Annotated in this window: 11 protein-coding genes; all 11 read right to left on the bottom strand. The window is 66.7% G+C overall.

Annotated elements, in window-relative coordinates; translation table 11 throughout:
- On the bottom strand, positions 1-1,338 hold a 1,338-nt coding region (locus AC1RNP_RS03480; RefSeq protein ID WP_493049867.1), incomplete at its 3' end, for a hypothetical protein.
- A 3-nt stretch (positions 1,339-1,341) separates the two neighbouring features.
- Positions 1,342-2,238, bottom strand: a complete 897-nt coding sequence (locus tag AC1RNP_RS03475; protein ID WP_493049866.1) for a hypothetical protein — start codon at positions 2,236-2,238, stop codon at positions 1,342-1,344.
- Positions 2,239-2,249: 11 nt separating this feature from the next.
- Entirely contained in the window at positions 2,250-3,572 is a 1,323-nt protein-coding gene (locus AC1RNP_RS03470) for a hypothetical protein (protein WP_493049865.1), read from the bottom strand.
- An 18-nt stretch (positions 3,573-3,590) separates the two neighbouring features.
- Positions 3,591-4,982 carry a hypothetical protein gene (locus AC1RNP_RS03465; protein ID WP_493049864.1) on the bottom strand — a complete coding sequence of 464 codons (1,392 nt, stop codon included), beginning with the start codon at positions 4,980-4,982 and terminating at the stop codon, positions 3,591-3,593.
- A gap of 66 nt (positions 4,983-5,048) precedes the next feature.
- Positions 5,049-6,095, bottom strand: a complete 1,047-nt coding sequence (locus tag AC1RNP_RS03460) for a hypothetical protein (protein ID WP_493049863.1) — start codon at positions 6,093-6,095, stop codon at positions 5,049-5,051.
- 19 nt (positions 6,096-6,114) lie between these two features.
- On the bottom strand, positions 6,115-7,860 hold the full coding sequence (locus AC1RNP_RS03455) for a hypothetical protein (protein ID WP_493049862.1): 1,746 nt from the start codon (positions 7,858-7,860) through the stop codon (positions 6,115-6,117).
- Positions 7,861-8,047: 187 nt separating this feature from the next.
- Positions 8,048-9,502, bottom strand: coding sequence for a S8 family peptidase (locus AC1RNP_RS03450; protein WP_493049861.1), 1,455 nt, complete (start codon positions 9,500-9,502; stop codon positions 8,048-8,050).
- Entirely contained in the window at positions 9,499-10,302 is an 804-nt protein-coding gene (locus AC1RNP_RS03445; protein WP_493049860.1) for a hypothetical protein, read from the bottom strand. The genes AC1RNP_RS03450 and AC1RNP_RS03445 overlap by 4 nt, the downstream gene beginning before the upstream one ends.
- Entirely contained in the window at positions 10,299-10,550 is a 252-nt protein-coding gene (locus AC1RNP_RS03440) for a hypothetical protein (RefSeq protein WP_493049859.1), read from the bottom strand. Before AC1RNP_RS03440 ends, AC1RNP_RS03445 begins: the two co-directional genes overlap by 4 nt.
- Positions 10,550-11,536: a hypothetical protein gene (locus tag AC1RNP_RS03435; RefSeq protein ID WP_493049858.1), complete on the bottom strand. Its 987-nt coding sequence runs from the start codon at positions 11,534-11,536 to the stop codon at positions 10,550-10,552. Before AC1RNP_RS03435 ends, AC1RNP_RS03440 begins: the two co-directional genes overlap by 1 nt.
- 56 nt (positions 11,537-11,592) lie before the next feature.
- Positions 11,593-16,938, bottom strand: coding sequence for an N-acetylmuramoyl-L-alanine amidase (locus tag AC1RNP_RS03430; RefSeq protein ID WP_493049857.1), 5,346 nt, complete (start codon positions 16,936-16,938; stop codon positions 11,593-11,595).
- Positions 16,939-16,942 lie beyond the last annotated feature (4 nt).

The raw sequence follows: 16,942 nt of genomic DNA, 5'->3' as shown, positions 1-16,942 counted from the left end.
TCCCGTTCCCGTTCCCGTTCCCGTTCCCGTTCCCGTTCCCGTTCCCGTTCCCGTTCCCGTTCCCGTTCCCGTTCCCGTTCCCGTGCCTGGCATGCGAGGATTCGGAAGCGCCCCACTCGGAGTCGCCGGGCGTCCTGCCGCATCGATCGCGCTGTCCATCGCCGTGCGGCGCTCGCGTTCGGCTCCGATCTGCGCCTGCAGCCGCGTCGTGCGCGCGGCGCTCGGGTCGGGGATTTCCGCTGAAGGATTCAGGGTGGCATTGCGGATGCGATCGGCCTGCGCCTGCGCCGCCATCTGGTTGAGCGGCAGATAGTCACTGCGGAAATTCAGTTCCACCGAGGAATTGAGTTCGAGATCGGTATTCATCTCCTCCGAACTCTGATTGCGCTGCGTGGAAACATAGCTGATGTTGTTCTCGACCTCGGCGCTCGCGCCCCAGGGACCAACGCCGAAACTTCCGGAAGCGCGCACGCGATTCTGCATGCCGAACTGCGTGCCGCTCTCCTGGTTGGCGGCGCTGCGCGTGTCGATGTGGAAGCGCATGCCCGCGGTGATGCGTCCGCTATCGACGACGATGCGCTGCATGCCCATCGACACCATCGTCGCCAGCATCTGCTGCCGCTGGCGGGCGAGATAGCGCCGCGCCAGCGGCACGAGCTGTTCCGGATTGCTGGCATCCACCGACTCCTCCGGCCCCATTCCCAGCGTGGCGCGGATCTCTTCCGCATTCGGCATCGAGGCGCCGCCGCGCAGGCGCAACCGGATGTTGGCAACTTCCTCGGGATCGGGCTCGTCGCCCGGATCCGGCGTGTCATATTCGATCGCCTCGGGAAAATGATCGGCCACCCATTGCCGCACCTGCGACAGGCCGAACTGGGTGCGCTCGAAGCCCTCCGCCGAAGCCGAAACCGCCCCGAGCAGTTCCACGTACTGCTGCATCTGCTGCGAATTGGAGTCGAGCATGGCGCGGAACACGCCATTGATCAGGTCGGTGACGAAGCGCGGGAACGAGACGGCGTTGAGGACGTTCTGTGTGGTACTCGCGATGCGATCCGCTGCCGCGCCGAAGTCGGGCGCGTCCTGCGCACGCGCAAGCGCGGGCGCACGCTCAGGCACGCGCTGGTGTTCGAGTTCTTCCTGCGCGTGCTCCTCTTCCGAGATCAACTCGGCCGCCAGGGTCGACACCTTCACCATCGCCTGCGCCAGCGAGCGGCGATCCTCCGGCGAAAGACTCTGGTAATGCGGCGCGCGCTCGAGCACGTCGCGCACCGCGCCGCGGATCCATGGCGGCGGCTGCCGGGCTGTCTGCGCAGGCGGGGCGGCGACCACGGCGTTCATCATTCACACCGCGATCGGCAATGCCGGCGCGATGCTCGCGGCGGGCGTCATCGCGGCAGCGGACGGGCGCGCACTGAGCCAGCGCTGCGCCGCCGTGATGACCTCGGTGTGATCGGCACGACCAGGATCGAGTTGCGGCAGCATCTCCTCGTAATGCCCGGCCAGCCACAGCAGCACCGTCTGTCCGGCGCGTCCGCGATCGACACGGCTTTGGATCAGGCCGGCACTACCGCCTTGCACCGCGCCGGCCACCGCCAGCAGCGACCACAGCGAATTCGCGCCGAAGGCGACCAGCAGCAGGCGGTCGCGCAGGAATTTCAGCGCGCCATTGATGTTCTCGACGATGTCGTGCGCTGCCATCGCCGCCATCGGATCGGTGCGCTGCGCCAGGAATTCGCCCAGCGACTGTCCGCAGGTTTCCAGCGTGACGCCCTCGCGCATATCGGCACCATCGGCCTGGGCGACGATCGCCTCGCAATACGCGGACATCAGCCGCTCGAAATGCGGCGCTTCAAACACGCGCATGAAGATTGCGTTGCGTTCGTTGACATCGAGCCGTTCGCGGCGGCCGCGCCAGAATGCATTGATCTGCTGCGCGGCCGGCCCCAATGGTTGCGTGATCGCACCGCTGGCAAACAGGCCGGCGACCAGCTCCGCCGTCGGCAACAGGCCGGCGGCTTCGAGTTCGCTGGCGAAATACAACGGTGCCGCCGCCTGCAACTGCGCGCGATCCAGCGCATTCGGCGCGCCAGGCGGCAGATCGATGTCGCCCAGTTCCGCCAGCGACAAGGCGTAGGTGTGGCGCGCGAGCGCGGACAGCGAAACGGCCAACGCCTGCAGCAGCGGCGCATGCTCGCTCCGCGGACGAGGACGGAATCTCGGCGGCAGCACGCGGCCCATGTGAGCGCGCCTCAGGCCGGGGCGCCAGCGGCGGCGTTGCCCCCCGCCGCACCGCGCTGGTTGGACGATGCGTTGGGATCGAACGGCGTGGCGTTGCCCTGGATGCTGGCGATCATGCCCGGCGTGGCCATCTTCTCCAGCGGCAGGTAGTCGCTCTTGAAGTTCACGCGCACCTCGCCGGTGAGCTTGGCTTTCATCTCCTGCTTGGATTCCGAATCCTCGTTGACCGAGGAGGACACCACCGTCTTGTGCGATTGCGTGTTGACGTTGTCGGTGGACACGCCACCGAACCAGCCGATGCCGGCGCTGGCCTTGGTGCGGTTGCGGTTGGAACTGGACTGGTTATCGTAGAGCGAGGCGCCGGCCTCGCGCTTGGCCTCGTCGGAGGCCTTGAAATCGAACACCACCTTAGCGTTGATGAGGCCGTCGGTGACGACGATGCGGCTGATGCCCAGCATCACCATCGACGCCAGCAGCTGCTGGCGACTGCGCGCCATCTGCAGTCGCGCGGCCATCACCAGCCGGGTTTCCTGTTCCTCGTCGGACACATCGGTGAGCGGTTCGGCCAGGCCGAACTCCTGGTTGATCTGCGACAGCACGCCGTCGGGATCGTCGCCGGACGGAATCAATCGCGGCATTCCGCCATCGCCCGCGTTGCTGGTATCCAGTTCGAACTGGCCCGGATACTTGTCCCGCACGTAATCGCGCGCGTTGTTGAGGCTGATGTTGTCGGAGGCGAACTGGTCCACCGTCTGCGCCACCGACTTGAGCATCTCGGCATAGGCCTGCATCTGCTGGATGGAGGATTCGACGATGGCCTGGAACACGTTCTTGATCAGCCCGCCGACGAAGGCGGGAAAATCGACCGCGCCGACGAAATTCTTGAAGTTGGTGGCGCCCTGTTGCACGGAGCCTGCGGTGAAGTCGCTGCCGGCGAAGGTGCCGACCTTCTCCGAGGCCTTGCCCTTGGCCTGGTCGACCGGGTTGGTCCCGGCCAGCGCACGCGCGGCGGGCGCATCGTCCGCTTCAGCCAGCGCCTGCGCGGCGGGCAGATCCTTGCGCAGAAGGCCTTGGCCGGGCGTGAGTTCCTGCTTGGCCAAGCCATCCGGATTGGCCATGTAGGAAGCCACGCGGACCATGTTGCGAGCGAGTTCCTGCTGCTCGGCAACCGGCAGCTCGCGGAAGCCCGGCGAGGACTCCAGCAACTGTCGCACCTGCGGGCGCACGGCGCGGAGCGTGTCGTCATCCAGCCACGCGGGCGCGGCCGATGCGGAAGGGTGGCTGGCGACCGCCTGGGCGGCGGCGCTTGGCGATTGTCGGGCGGCAGCATACATGGCGGTCTGCTCTCGGAATCAGGGAGTGGAGGCCGGTGCGGGCGGTGTCCCGGGCGCCGATGCGGCCGGGGCCGATCCGGGCGCGGGACGATTGGTGGCGAGCGTCTTGACCATGCCGGGCTGCGCGTTCATCTGGATCGCGGCGATCGATTCGGGATTGGCCATCTTCTCCAGCGGCAGGTAGTCGCTCTTGAAATTTACTTCCATCGTGCCGGCGAGACTGGCCTTGGTGGTGAGGCTGGCGTCGGCCGAGGTCTGCGTCACCGACGTCATCTGGATCAGCGGCTGCGACACGCTCTTGTAGTCGCCGCGCGTGTAGAAGCTGGCGTCGCGCTTGGCTTCGACCACGGTGCCGTTCGGCAGCCGGTAGATGTTCTGCCCCGGACCGGTGCGGCGGATCTCGCCGCCGGCGACCGATTCGGTGGTGACGGCGGCATCGCCGTAGTCGTACTGCTGCGCGGTCTTGGTGAACTGCATGTTGTCGCGCGCCTGGAAGTCGTACATCACCTTCGCCGACAGCTTGCCGTTGGTGACCACGATGCGATTCAAGCCCAGCGTCACCATCGTCGCCAGCAACTGCTGGCGGCTGCTGGCGATCTGGGTACGCGCCGCCGGCACCAGCAGCGCCTCGACGAGTTCATCGTCGAGGTGCTCGATGGGCTGGTCCAGCGGTAATGTCTGATTGATGCGCGTGACCGCGACGCTCTCGTCGACGCCTTCGCGCACGGTCACGCGGGGTTGCGGCGCGGGAGCCGGTTCGTCGCCGAAGCCGACCGAACCTCCCATGCCGCCGAAATTCGCGAACGGATCGCTGCTGTCCATCGAAATCTGGAACAGATCCGGGAACTGTTCGACCAAATGATCACGGCCCTGGTTCTGCGTGGTGTTCTCGTCGCGGAACTGGCTCAGGCTCTTCGACACATCGGCAACAAGTTTGGCGTAGGCCTCCATCTGCTCGATCGAGCTCTGCACGATCGAATGGAACACGCCGTTGATCAGGCCCGCGCAGAATTCGGGAAAGTTGACCGCCTGCAGCAACGCGCCGGCCGCGGCCACGCCTTCGCGCGCGCCCTGCGCCTTGAACTCGCCGTCCTGGCTGACATTGCTGCCACTTTGCTGGCTGGTGCCGCCGCTTTCGCCGGCCAGTGCGCGCACCTGCGGGCTCTGTTGGTCGGGCCGCAGGCGCACACCGTCGGGTTCGGCCAGATAGCTGCCGATCTGCACCAGCCCCTTCGCCAATGCTTCGCGCTTGTCGGGCGCGAGTTCGTTGAAGGAACGGCTGCGTTCGAGCAGATCGCGTACCGCGCGGCGTGCGGCATCGTGGGTTTCCCGGCTCACCGGCGGCGGCGCCGAGGCGGCGCGCGCCGCGGGCCGCGCCGTCTGGTTGGATCGGGGAAAGATTGCGGACATGGCGGCGCTCCGGGAATGACGTGAATCGACTTTCTTCTGCTCTCCCCTCCGGAGAAGGGACAGCGGTTACTGCAGCGACCGCGCCTCCTCGATCTGCTCGCGCATCTCGAATTCGATCGGACGCACGTACAAGCTGATGCGCGCGGGCGAACTCGGCGTGACGCGGATGCTGAGCACGGAGAAGTGTCCCTGCTCGCCCGTGTCGTCCATGCCGAACGCCTCCAGCCAGCGCGACAGCGCGGCCAGCTGGCGCGGACGTTCGGCCAGACCGAGCTTGAGCAGGTCGAGGAATCGCGCCGGCAGATCGGGAATCGCCGCCAGCAGGATCTCCAGCTTCAGCTCGGCGCCGTCCGGTGTCTCGCGCACGCCGATCAGCACGCCGCCCGACGGCAGTTCGAAACGCCCACCCAGCGCCACGCCGACGATGCGCATCAGGCTCGGCAACTGATGGCCGATCCCGAGACGATTCATCAGCGGCCCCAGCATGTTCACCGCCAGCGCGCCGCGATGCAGGAAAGTGACGCGCTGGCTGCCCGTTTCCTTCTTGCAGCCGATCGAAGTGAAGATCGGCATCAGGCTGGGCATCTCCGACATCACCATCCGCGTCAGTCGCGACAATCCTGGCGAGAGTGCGTCGATCTGCGTGGGCAGCAGCTCGTAGTAGATCTTCGTGGCGTACAGCCCGTCCTCATCGAAGGCGCTCCCGAACCACGCACCGTAGTTCATCCAGCTCAACCCGCCGAAGCCGCGCCACTCCTCGCTGCGCGAATCGAACCAACGCAACGCATCACGCCCGAAGATCGGCGAGATCAGCCGCCGCATCTCGCGCGTGGCCTCGTCGCGCCGCGCCACCGGCGAAGCGTTGGGGCCGAGCGGCTCGATGGTGAAGCGCAGCGTGCCGGGTTCGGCTTCCGAGAACGAAGGTTCATACGGCACCGCGCCCGGCGTCAGGGCGTTGTGGGTATAGGACAGATCATCATCCGGCAGATAGAAGGTGCGATCGATCAGGCCGTCGAGGTAGGGCAGCGGATCGCGCGTTCCCAACGCTTGCGCGGCGGAACGCAGCGATCGCTTGACCAGGTTCGAGACGGGTTTTGCGTTGCGGTCTGACATGGCCGTTCTCCCTTGTCGCTTACATGCCGGGCAGGCTGATGCCGGCCTGGTCGAGCACGTCGCGCGCCACCTGCGGCATGTCGATCGGCCGGCTGGTGATCACCGGCGACTCGGTCGGCTGCGCGTACTGCTCGATGCTGGCCTCCTGTACGCCGCCAACGGCCAGCCACTGCTCGCAGGCCTGCACCAGATCCCAATCGGTGGGATCGACGGTCGGCTGGTCGCTGCCGCGCAATTGCGGGTTGGTCAGTGCGTTGACCGAAATCACCTCGCCGTAGCGGTTGCTCAAACGCTGGGTGTTGTTGGCGATCCAGCGGATGATCACCGCGCCGGAGCGCGCCTGGGTCCGGAACCGGTGCGTATTGCGCGCGCCACCGAGATAGTTGGAGTTGACCTGATCGATCACCTGCCACATGTCGCGCGCGCCGAACGAGCCGCGCACCTCGGAGTCGCTGAGCAGATCGCGGTATTCCAGGATCATCTGCTGCAGCTCGGTCGCGGCGAAATAGGCGATGCCGTAACCGCTGCGCGAGAGGCTGGCGCCGAGATCGCGCGCGGCCTTGCGCACCTGCTCCTGCGAGACCGCCACCGGAATGTTGGTGCGCAGCAGGCGATCGACGCTGAGCTGCCGCCCGAACGAGGACACAGCGGAGATGAAGCGCAACCACAGTTCGTTGAACTCGCGATTGGGCTCGTTGTTGCCGGGATCGCCACCGGGCACGCCGAAGCAGCGCATGTACAGATCGCGGCGCTCGCCCTCGGTGATGCGCTCGCCGGCCTTCTTGTAGTAGTTGAACAAGTAGTCGCCGGCCTTGCCGCGACCGAGCGGCAGCAAGCCTCCACGGAACAGCTCGACAATGCGCTCCACCACCTGCGGCAGCCGCATCTCCTCCAGCATGTAGGCGAAGTAGATCGCCTGCACCGCGTTGAGGTTCTCGCGGATGATTTCGATGTCGGTGGATTCGTCCAGGTCGGGCAGGATGATCTCCAGCGCCGACGGCGGCGCGCCGGCCACGACACCCGTCTGCATGTCGTAGACATTCTGGACGCGGCTGGCGAGCCAGGAATCGTTGGCGGTGACGCCATCTGCGGCCAGCCTGCGCACGGTCGCCGCGATGTTGCGCATGCTCAGCGCGTAGACGGTATCGCCCGGATCAGGATCGTTGTATTCGGAAGGATTCTTGCGGCGCTCTTCCGGATCGTCTTCGTCCGTCAGGCACCCGACGATGCTGGGATCGATCAGCTTGGCCTGGATCTGCGAGCCGAGCTTGACCGGATAGTTGTGCGAGAGCATCGCGAACGCGGCATCGAACAACGCCTTGTTCTCGCGATATTCGCCCTGCGCCACACTGACGCGCTGGATGAAGCCCTTGGTACTCGCATCGGTATAGCCTTCGATCTGCAGGATGCCGCAAATGCTGAGGATCTCCTGCTCGTCTGCCTTGAGATCGGCCTCGGCGACCTGGCGCTGCGTTCCCACCAGGCCGTACTCGTGGATGTTCTCGCGGTTCTTCTCCAGGTCTTCCCAGCTCTTCTTCTGCTGCGTCGCCGCGACCACGCGATAGAGCGGATCGATCACCGTATCGCTCGACAGGAGTTTCTTGATCTTCTCAAGTTCATCCATCTGGCTCGGCGTGAGTCCCCCGCTGGTGGCAGCGGTACCGGCGATGGTTTCCAGCACCTGGCGACGGGCGCGCAGTTCCTGTCGCTTCTTGAACTCGCGCTCGCCCAGGTCGATCGAAAGGATGCGGGTGATCTGGTACATGGCATTTGCTCTCTTGGAAGTGGTGTCGGTGGCGGATGCAGCGGCGACTGGCGCCGACTTACTCTTCGCAGAGCCCGCGGCAATATGTGCAGCTGCCGCGGCGCCCGCCTTTTTTCTGGGCTTGGTGAAACTCTTCTTCTTCGCCATCGGAATCTCCTCGGCAGCTGTGTTGGCTCACGTTCGTGCGTCATGCCGCAGCGAGCGCGGGTGGAACATCGTCGGAAACAACATCGTCTTCGCCCTCGGCACGGATCTGCGCATCGATGTGCGCGTCCAGCGCCCGCAGCGCCGCGGCCGCGTCGAGCACGCCGCGACCGCAACCGGTCACGCCGGCGTTCGCGAAGGGGCGCGTGCTGTCGATCAGCAGCTGCCGCGCCAGCGCGCTGTCGATCGGCCAGGCCCGGCGCGCGGCACGTGAGGCCAGCAATGCGCAGGCCGCGCTGACGAACGGTGCGGCGAAGCTGGTGCCCGTGGCACTCTGGTAGCCGTCGAGCGCGCAGGTACGAATGTCCCGGCCCGGCGCGCACAGCGCAACGTGATCGCCACGCGTGCTGAAACCGGTCGGGTGCAGCTGTTCGTCGACCGCACCGACCGCGATCACGTCCTCGTGCGCGGCCGGGTAGAACTTTTCTTCCAGCCCGGAATTCCCGCTCGCCGCCACCAGGATCACGCCGCGCGCCAGCGCGTAGCGCACGATCTCCTCGTGCGGCCGCGGCGCATCGGCGAGCAGGGCCGATTCCGGCGTGCCGAAGCTCATGTTGATCACCTTCACGTCGAGGTCGATCAATCGCTTCATGCCGGCATCGATGTTGTCGAGGGCACCGATGCCGACGCGCTTGTCGTTGGGACCGAGCGCGGCGCCGAGAACACGCACCGGGGTCAGGCCGCAAGCACCGGCGCCGCCGGAAGGAATGTCGCGCCCCCGCGCCACCAGGATGCCGGCACAGCCGCTGCCGTGACCGACTTCGTCCTGCGGACGTTCGCCGCGATGGCGGAAGTCGCCCACGAGCGTGAGACCGCCGACCGCTTCCGGATCGAGATCGACGCTGTCGAAGCCGGCGCGGATGCGGCCGGTCAGTTCGGCATGCTCCAGCGCCGCGCCAGTGTCGGCGAGGCCGATCACGATCGCGGGATCTCCGCCTTCCAGTTGCAGCGCCTGCGGCAGGCGGATCGCATCGCGCGCCCATGACTGCGCCGGAACTTCGTGCGATGTCGGCCGCTCGCGCCGGTCCAGCGGCACACGAGACAGATAGTCGGCACTCACGCGCTCGACCATCGGCAACTCCGCCAGCGCCTGCAGCAGGGCGGGCATCCCTTCGTTTTCGTATGCCTCGAAATCCCGGACTTCGATGCGCAACACCCGCGCGACGCCGCTGATCTGTTCGACATCGTCGAAGCGGCGCGCGCCTATCGCTTTGCTTTGTACTCGACGCTTGCGCGCACTGTGCAGGCGCGCGGCGCGGAAGGCTCCGCCGTGATGACGCAGCAACCGGTCGATCACGCCGCGATCGACGTATTCGGCCAAGGGCGTCCCGTAGCCGTGCACGGCACGCAGGCCGGGCAGATGCTCGGGCACTTCGCCCAGCTTCAACGTCAGCAGCAGGCGGCGCGGCACGCGGGCGGCGAAGGAACGCGCGTTCATGGCGTGCCTCCTGGTTGCGCGGCGCGCGTCGAGGACGCGTTCCACCGGCCGATCTGGCCTTCGCTCAATTCCACGTGCGCGACCTCGCCATCGCCGAAATCGACTTCGGCCTCGCAACCGAGCTGCATCGCCAGCGGCGCCAGCACGATCTGTCCGTCCTCGGCCGCGACCACGGGCACGGCCTGCCCCGCCGCGCGAATCAACGGCAGCCGGCCAATGCGAAGACCCGGCGCGTTCAGATGCACGCGCTGCGGCACATCGCCACCATTGCGCTCGACACGGGTCACGCGCGGCGCCGCGGCTTTCATCAAGGCCTGCTGCAAGCGGTTGACCGGCATGCGCGACAGCCGCGCAATCACGTCGGCACCCGCGGTGTTCTTCAATTCGTTGAGCTGATCGACGGTGCGCACGCCGATGCGCTCCAGACGGCGCTGATCGTCGTCTGAAATCTGATCGCCGAGCGCTTCGCGCAGGCTGAACTTCGGATCCTCCGCCTGGTAGTTGACCGCGTTCTCCTCGATCATCGGCTTGGTGATCGTGGTCAATGCCAGCTTGATCGTGCTGGCCTCGGTTTCACCGGGGCCAGCCGGACGCAGGTAGACGTCGTCCTCGATCAGCTGCACGAAGGCGCGGATGTCGAGCGAGACGTCCTTCACCGCGAAGGTCAGCGGCAGCTTGCCGACGCGCGCCTTGATCGCCATCGCGGCCTGCGCCTTGTCGAGCTGCTCGGTCAGGGCCTGGATGAACAGGTCGAAGGGCACGCCGGCGTCTTGCAGCAGCGAAGGCATCTGCGCGCTCATGGACGGTCTCCGCCCGCGTTATCGCTGCTCCAGCCGATCCGCAATTTTGAAGGCGACGCGAACCAATCATTGATGTCACGGCTGCGGGGCACATCGGCCAGCAGCCGGCAGCCGCCATCCCGCAGCACGGGACGCAGTTCCAGCGGCAGCGTCATCTCGACATCGGAGAGCTGCACGCCGCCACGCGTCTCCACCGCCAGCAGGCCGTCGTGCAGTTCGTTCAGCAGTTGCGAGAGTTCACGCAGCATCACGCACCTCCTTCACCCGGCGTCGGCGCGGGTGTCGGCGCCAGCGTTCCGGGAGCGGGCGGCGTCGCGGGTGCGACGGCGCGCATGGCGGGCGCCTGTCGCTGCACGAGCGCGATCTTCGCCGCGTCCGCCAGGCGATCCAGTGGCAGCGTCTCGCTGACGAAGTTGAGCTTGACCTCGCCGAACAGGTCGGCGCGGACATTGGATTCGTTCTGGGCGTTGACGGCGACGGTCGACACCATGGTCGAACTCTGGCCCGCGTAGCTCATCGCGCCGCGCTCGCCCCAGTTGTTGACCTGCTGCGGATCACTGCTGGTGGCGTAGTTGACCTTGGCCGCATCGGTGGCGGCGGCGCGGAACATCACCTTGCTGGTGATGCTGCCATCGCGCACGACCACGCGCTGCATGCCCAGCAGCACCATCGCCGCGAGCAATTGCTGGCGCTCGCCGCCGACCTTCAGCCGCACCTGCGGCAGCACGGTCTGTTCGAGCAGCTCGGTGCTCAGTTCCTCGCCTTCCTCCACGCCGTAGTCGCTCAACCACGACGGCGCCAGGCCTTCCTTGCGCGGTGCCAGTTCCGGCTCGGTGCGCTCGGCGCCATCCGGCAACAGCAGTTGCAGATCGCCGGGATAGCGCGTCGCCAGCCAATCGCGGGCCTGGTTCGGGGTGACGTTTTCCTCGGTGAACTGATCCACCGTCTTCGCCACCGCCGCCACCATGCTGGAGTAGCTCTCCATCTGCCGGATCGAGGCATCGACGATCGCGTCGAAGGTGCCGTGCACCAGTTGCGCGACGAAGCCGGTGAAGTCGATCTCGTTGACCATCGCGCCGGCGCGGCGCGCGATGGTTTCGGTCGCCTGCGGCTTGGTGTTCGTCACCGGCGCGGCGGCGGCGGGCGCCGCATCGCCTTCCGCCAGCGCGCGCGAGGGCGTGTGCCCGTTGCGCGGGGGGAAGATGGCGCTGCGTGAGCGTGGCAGGTTGGCCATGGCGTCTGTCCGTCAGATCCGGCTGGAGTCAGGTCCACTCATCAGGTTCGGTCTCGTCAGGTCTGCTCCCAACGGCCGTCGTCGCTGTAGGTGCCATCGCCGAACAGGTGGAAGTCGCGGATCGCGATCTTGTCGCCCTTCACCGCATGGGTGAAGCGGAATTCGAAGCGCACCCGCAACGCTGCGAAGGTCGGGTTGTCGCGCGGATAGACGATGTTGTCGTCCATGATCTTGGCCTTCACCGACAGGCCCCAGCCGACCGCGTCGTTGGTGGCGATGTTGCTGATCATCACGTTGCCGACCGACTTGCCGTTGTACTGCCAGTTGATCTCGAATCCGGCACTGATCTCGTCGGTGACCAGGAATCCCACCTCGACCATCGGCCAGTCGGTGAAGCGAATGGGCTGGCCGTCCTGTGCCGGCGGCATCGGGCTCGGCGCGACATCGTTGGGATGCTTGTAGCCGCGCAGCTGGTCGAGCTCCCAATGCACGTCGCCGTCGTTGTTGACGACGCGCTCCATCACCGCGCCGATGATCGCCGAGGCGATCTCCACCGTGGCGCCGCCGTCGAACGCGCGCGTGCGCGCCGCGCTCAACTCGCGCACCACCGGTGCCGGCGGTGGCGGCAGGCGGAACTGCTCGGGATCATCCGGTTCGGCATCGAGCGCGCGCGTCCCGCGCACCGCCGCGCCGCGGCGGCCGAGCGACTGCGCGATCGCCGTCTGCGCCGGCAGCTGCATGACGCGCCAGTTGCCGTTGCCGGGCCCGGCGATCTCGGAGAAGTCAGTCGCGAATTCGTCGAATGTCACCCAGTTGTCGCACCCGTTGTTGGGCACGTTGAAGGCGACAAGATCATTGTCGAATGCGACGTTGATGTCCCAGGGATTGAGGATGTGCAGTTGCGCCGCCGCCGGATCGTTGAGATCGCCGCGGATGCCGGCCACCACCACCGAATGTGGTTCGCCGAGCACCATCGTCCAGAGCGGCCCGTGCGCGGTGAGCCAGTCGGCCCACTGCCGCGGCGCGAGATAGCCGCCGCCGTCGGCCGGCGCCGGCACCGTGACGAATCCGTAGCGCGTGCCGATCGCATCCAGCAAGGTCTGGCTGTAGCGGTTGTCGGCGCTGCCAGGAGACAGCAGCGTCGAGATCTCGCGTGCCAGCGCCTGCGGCGACATCGCCTCCGGAAGCGTGGCGCCCTTCGGCTGCCGGTACGAGAACAGCATCGCCATCGATGCCGCCCAGCTGGTGTTCTTGTCCGGCTGCGGAATCAGGGTCGCCGGATAATCCGGAAGCACCTCGCTGGACACGGCCGAGAACGCGCGGGTCCGCACGGACTGCGCCTGCGACATGTGGCCGCCGCTTTGTCCGGTTACCCCGAGTGGACGCGATGGAGTCGATTGCCCCGGCGTCATACGCCTGCCGCTGTACCCGTTCACGCCCAGCGACTGAGGCGACACGGACTGGCCATTGCCGTACAGGATGCGCACCACTTCCGGATGGAAGCGCTCGCTGAAAGGTTCGAGCACGGTGGCCGAGCCACCGTTGTTGTTGATCCATTCGGCCAGCTTGGCCTGCAAGCTCCTCCACAGACGATCCGCGGCGAAGAAGCCCACCGACGATCCCGGCCCGCCGGTCCAGCGATCGGCGCCGCGCGTATAGAAGACCGACGCGCCGCCTTCGTCGCGCACGCCGAATTCGCGATGGCCGCTGACCGGATGTTCACCCGACCACGGCGCGTTGACCGTGGTGAAGCGCCAGCGGTTGTCCTCGACCAGACTGCCGACCACCGAGGCATTGTCGGGACCGGCGATGTCGATCTTGAACACCGCGCCGACTGGCGATGCGGAACTCCAGGTGACATCGTCCACGCCCGAGTCGTAGGGAATGAACTCGCTGTAGTCGGTATTGACGAATGAATTCAGGTCCAGACGCATCTGCCTGACGATGTCGGCGGCGCTCCAGCCGGAGGGCAGTTGGTCGCAGCGCACCTCGTAACGATCGAGATTGAGCTCGCCCAGCGCGTCCTGGATGCGCTGGATGCGCATACCACGGGCACTGACGGCGCTGTCGACGGACCCAGGCGCTGTCCAGTTGAACAGATCGGCCCATTGCGGCGCGTAGCGCTGCGCCTGTTCGACATCCTCCGCGCCGATGATCATCGCGCGCGAGGTCACACCCAGGCTGCGCGGTGCCGTTGCGACGCGCCGCGCGACCAGTCGTGACACCGGCAGGTTGCGGCGTTGATTGGCACTGAGCGCGAAAGTGGCGGCTCGGCCTTCGATCCAGTCGATCTTCGTCGGCGTGATGAAGCAGCCGCGATTCAACCCTTGCGCCGCCGGCTGCCCGCTGACGTGCACGCCGCAGATCTTCGCCTGCAGGCTGCCGCCCGAGCCGGTAAGCGTATACACCGGCGATCCGCTGGCGCCGGCCAGCGACAGGATCGGATAGTCGATCGTGTCGGGTGTCGGTGCCGCGCTGACGTAGCCGCCGTGCAGGTGTTGCTTGTCGCCGTCGATGGCGTCGGTCAGTCCCGGCACCGCGTGCGATTGCGCCGAATAGCCGCAGATCGCAACCGGCAGTTGCGTCGAGGGCGTGGCATTGAGGAACTGGAAGTATTGGCCACCCGGCGCGGCGATCGGGACGCCGTCGATCACGGCCAGATCGTTGTCCCAATCTCCATCGCCGCTGTAGCGCGGCGCCACGCGCCAGGACGAGGCATTGACCGTGCATTCGCCGAAGGGTTTGTCGTCGCGACCGTTGCGGCCGGGAATGATGTCGCAGGTGCTCATCCCGCTCAGGTTGTGCGCGCAGGTGAGGATGCGGTTGGGGCCGATGTAGAAGCCGGTGCCGCTGTACTGCGCACCGTCGGGCGCGGCCATGTTGAGCTGGCAGATCGCCGCGTGCGGGAAGCTGCTCGTGCTGGAGACACCGACGAACCACTCCTCCTTCGCCAGACTGAAGGCATCTTGTGTGCACTGCAGCGCGGTCGACGGATTGCTCGGGTCGTAATACGGGGTGATGATCTCCTGCGCGTGCGCATAGGCGCGGCGCGCGGGCGCGCCCAGGCTGCGCGCCTGCGTGCGTGGACGGCGCACCGACAGGCCTTGCGCGGGCGCCGCGCCGGCGAGCGCGGCGACTTCCTGCTGCACGCAGCCCATGTAGTAGTCCCAATCCCAGTACGAGGTCGGGCACTCGTGGTTGTCGCGCGGAGAGATCTCGATATGGCCGAGGATGTGCTCGCGGTCGGCCGGAATGCCGTGCTGCTGGCACAGCCAGGCCACCAGTCGCGCCGAGGCCTGGTACTGCGCCTCGGTCGGCGGCAGATCGCGCGGGTTGTGGCGCGAGGGCTTGTTGGCGTTGTGCTCGATGCCGATGCTGCGCGAATTGGCCGAACTGGCGTGCCAGGCCGTGTCGGCGTCGCGCACCATCTGCACCACTTCACCGTCGCGACCGACGATGTAGTGCGAACTGACGCGGGCACTTGGGTTCTGGAACCAGCTGATCGTGCCGTTGATGTTCGGACCACCGGCGGTGATGTGGATGGCGATGCGATCGAGCACGCGATCGCGACGCCGGCCGCGAGAGAAGTTGCCACTGTGCGCGGACACGAAGCGGCTGGCGCCCGGATAATCCGGCGCCGGCGCATCAAGCGCACGAACACGGCCACGCGAACGCGACTGCAACCCTTGCGGCGTCGAGAAGGTGGGATCGTCTGCCGCTTCGTCGGCTGACGGATCGAAGGCCTCGACGGGTTCGTCGGCGGTGATGCCCATCGTGTCCGGATCGACACCATCGGTGCCGGCCGTCTCCTCGAGGCCGCGCGCGACGCTCAGCGAGAACGTCAGCGTCTGGCTCCAGCCCGCCGCCACCTGGCGAATCCAGGTGATCTTGGCCGGTGTGAGCCGGCAGCCGAGATTGGTGGTGGCGTCGAACTCGTCGACGTGCACGCCCACCATGTGCGCACGCGGGCTCGCGCCCTGCTCGATCCAGTACACCGGCGACCCGCTGGTGCCGCCCAGCGTCTGCAGGTCGTAGGTGAAGGTATCGTCGCTGGGCAACTCGCGGATATAGCCGCCCATCATGTGCTGCTTGTTCGGATCGATGGTGTCGTTGACGTACTGCTCGATCGCGTCGTTGGCGGTCCAGCGCGCGGCGTAACCGGTCACCACCACGCCTTCCGGACGCGATTGCGCGAGTTCCTCGAGCAGATCGAAGTAGCGCCCGGCCGGCGCGGCATACGCCTCGGGGACGCGGATCAGCGCCAGATCGAAATCGTGGTTGCTGCCATAGGACGGATGCATCTGGATGTCGGCCGATGTGACACGGAAACGGCCGAAGGGTTCGGTGGTGGAGCTGATGCCGCCACTGTTCTTGCCAGGCACGATGATCAGCTCGTCCTTGTTGTAGACCACGTGCGCTGCCGTCAGCAGCAGGCGCGGTGCGATGAAGAACGCGGTGCCGCCGAGCCCCCCTTCCTCGGTGCCATCGACGGTGCGCACCTGGCAGATTGCCGAATGCGGAGGCACCGTGGTGTCGTCAACGCCGAGGTACCACTTCGCGCTCTCGACGAAGAAGCCGATCTGGGTGGTCAATGCATCGAACCAGTTGGTCGGCCGGTAGTACGAGGACACCAGCAGCGGCCTCGCGTGCGGCGCGCGACGCCCGCGCGGCGCGGGCGTCGACAGCGCACGTCCATAGCCATTGCGATAGGACTGCGCGGCGACGGGTGTCGCGGAAGCGCCGCCATTGACCGGCGCTGGCGCCGCCGGCGCAGCGGCCGTGGGTGCGGGTGCGTCATGAGCTTCCTCATTCCACAACTCGTCGGAATAACCGTCGCTGTAAGGAGCCTGTGTTTGCGTCGCACCATTCCCGCCGTTGACAGGCCGCGCCGCCGCGGCGCCATTGCCGTTGATCGCGGGCGCGGCACTCGTGCCGCCGTTCGTAACCAGCGTGTCTCCGCCCCATGCCAGGCTGTCACCATTGCCGCCGCCGTAACCATTGCCGCGATCAAGTCGCGTGGTGCGGCGCAAACCGCGCTCGGTGAGCCCCGAGAGATTGACGTACATATTGCCGCGATCGGGCACCCTCACCGCCACCGGACGGCTGCGGTCGCCTTCCTGGTATGTCGCCAGGCCGAAATACAGACGCGGCTGACCGACGAAGCGCGCCACCACACTCGGCGGCACCAGATACACCGCCTCTCCCCTGCGACTGCCGCCCGCACTGAGCAGGCGCGTGGTGTAGAAGTTGCGGGCATTGCGTCGCGCACGATTCTCCGAGGACAACAGTTCCGGTTCGGTGGCCAGCCCGATCTCGAACAAGGGCGACTCGGTGCGGACGGTGAAACCGAGCACGCTGAAACGATCATCGATCGAAGCTCGGTTGGCACGAATGAGGGCCATGACG

This window comes from Luteimonas sp. GW821-FHT14E02 (genome assembly GCF_058803905.1).
The sequence above is the reverse complement of the archived record's forward strand: the minus strand, read 5'-3'. Positions and strand labels throughout refer to the sequence as shown.

Bases quoted from the DNA above. Each gene is read 5' to 3' on its own strand.
- AC1RNP_RS03475 (WP_493049866.1), bottom strand. From the start codon at position 2,238: ATGGGCCGCGTGCTGCCGCCGAGATTCCGTCCTCGTCCGCGGAGCGAG.
- AC1RNP_RS03470 (WP_493049865.1), bottom strand. From the start codon at position 3,572: ATGTATGCTGCCGCCCGACAATCGCCAAGCGCCGCCGCCCAGGCGGTC.
- AC1RNP_RS03440 (WP_493049859.1), bottom strand. From the start codon at position 10,550: ATGCTGCGTGAACTCTCGCAACTGCTGAACGAACTGCACGACGGCCTG.
- AC1RNP_RS03435 (WP_493049858.1), bottom strand. From the start codon at position 11,536: ATGGCCAACCTGCCACGCTCACGCAGCGCCATCTTCCCCCCGCGCAAC.
- AC1RNP_RS03450 (WP_493049861.1), bottom strand. From the start codon at position 9,502: ATGAACGCGCGTTCCTTCGCCGCCCGCGTGCCGCGCCGCCTGCTGCTG.
- AC1RNP_RS03465 (WP_493049864.1), bottom strand. From the start codon at position 4,982: ATGTCCGCAATCTTTCCCCGATCCAACCAGACGGCGCGGCCCGCGGCG.
- AC1RNP_RS03455 (WP_493049862.1), bottom strand. From the start codon at position 7,860: ATGTACCAGATCACCCGCATCCTTTCGATCGACCTGGGCGAGCGCGAG.
- AC1RNP_RS03445 (WP_493049860.1), bottom strand. From the start codon at position 10,302: ATGAGCGCGCAGATGCCTTCGCTGCTGCAAGACGCCGGCGTGCCCTTC.
- AC1RNP_RS03430 (WP_493049857.1), bottom strand. From the start codon at position 16,938: ATGGCCCTCATTCGTGCCAACCGAGCTTCGATCGATGATCGTTTCAGC.
- AC1RNP_RS03460 (WP_493049863.1), bottom strand. From the start codon at position 6,095: ATGTCAGACCGCAACGCAAAACCCGTCTCGAACCTGGTCAAGCGATCG.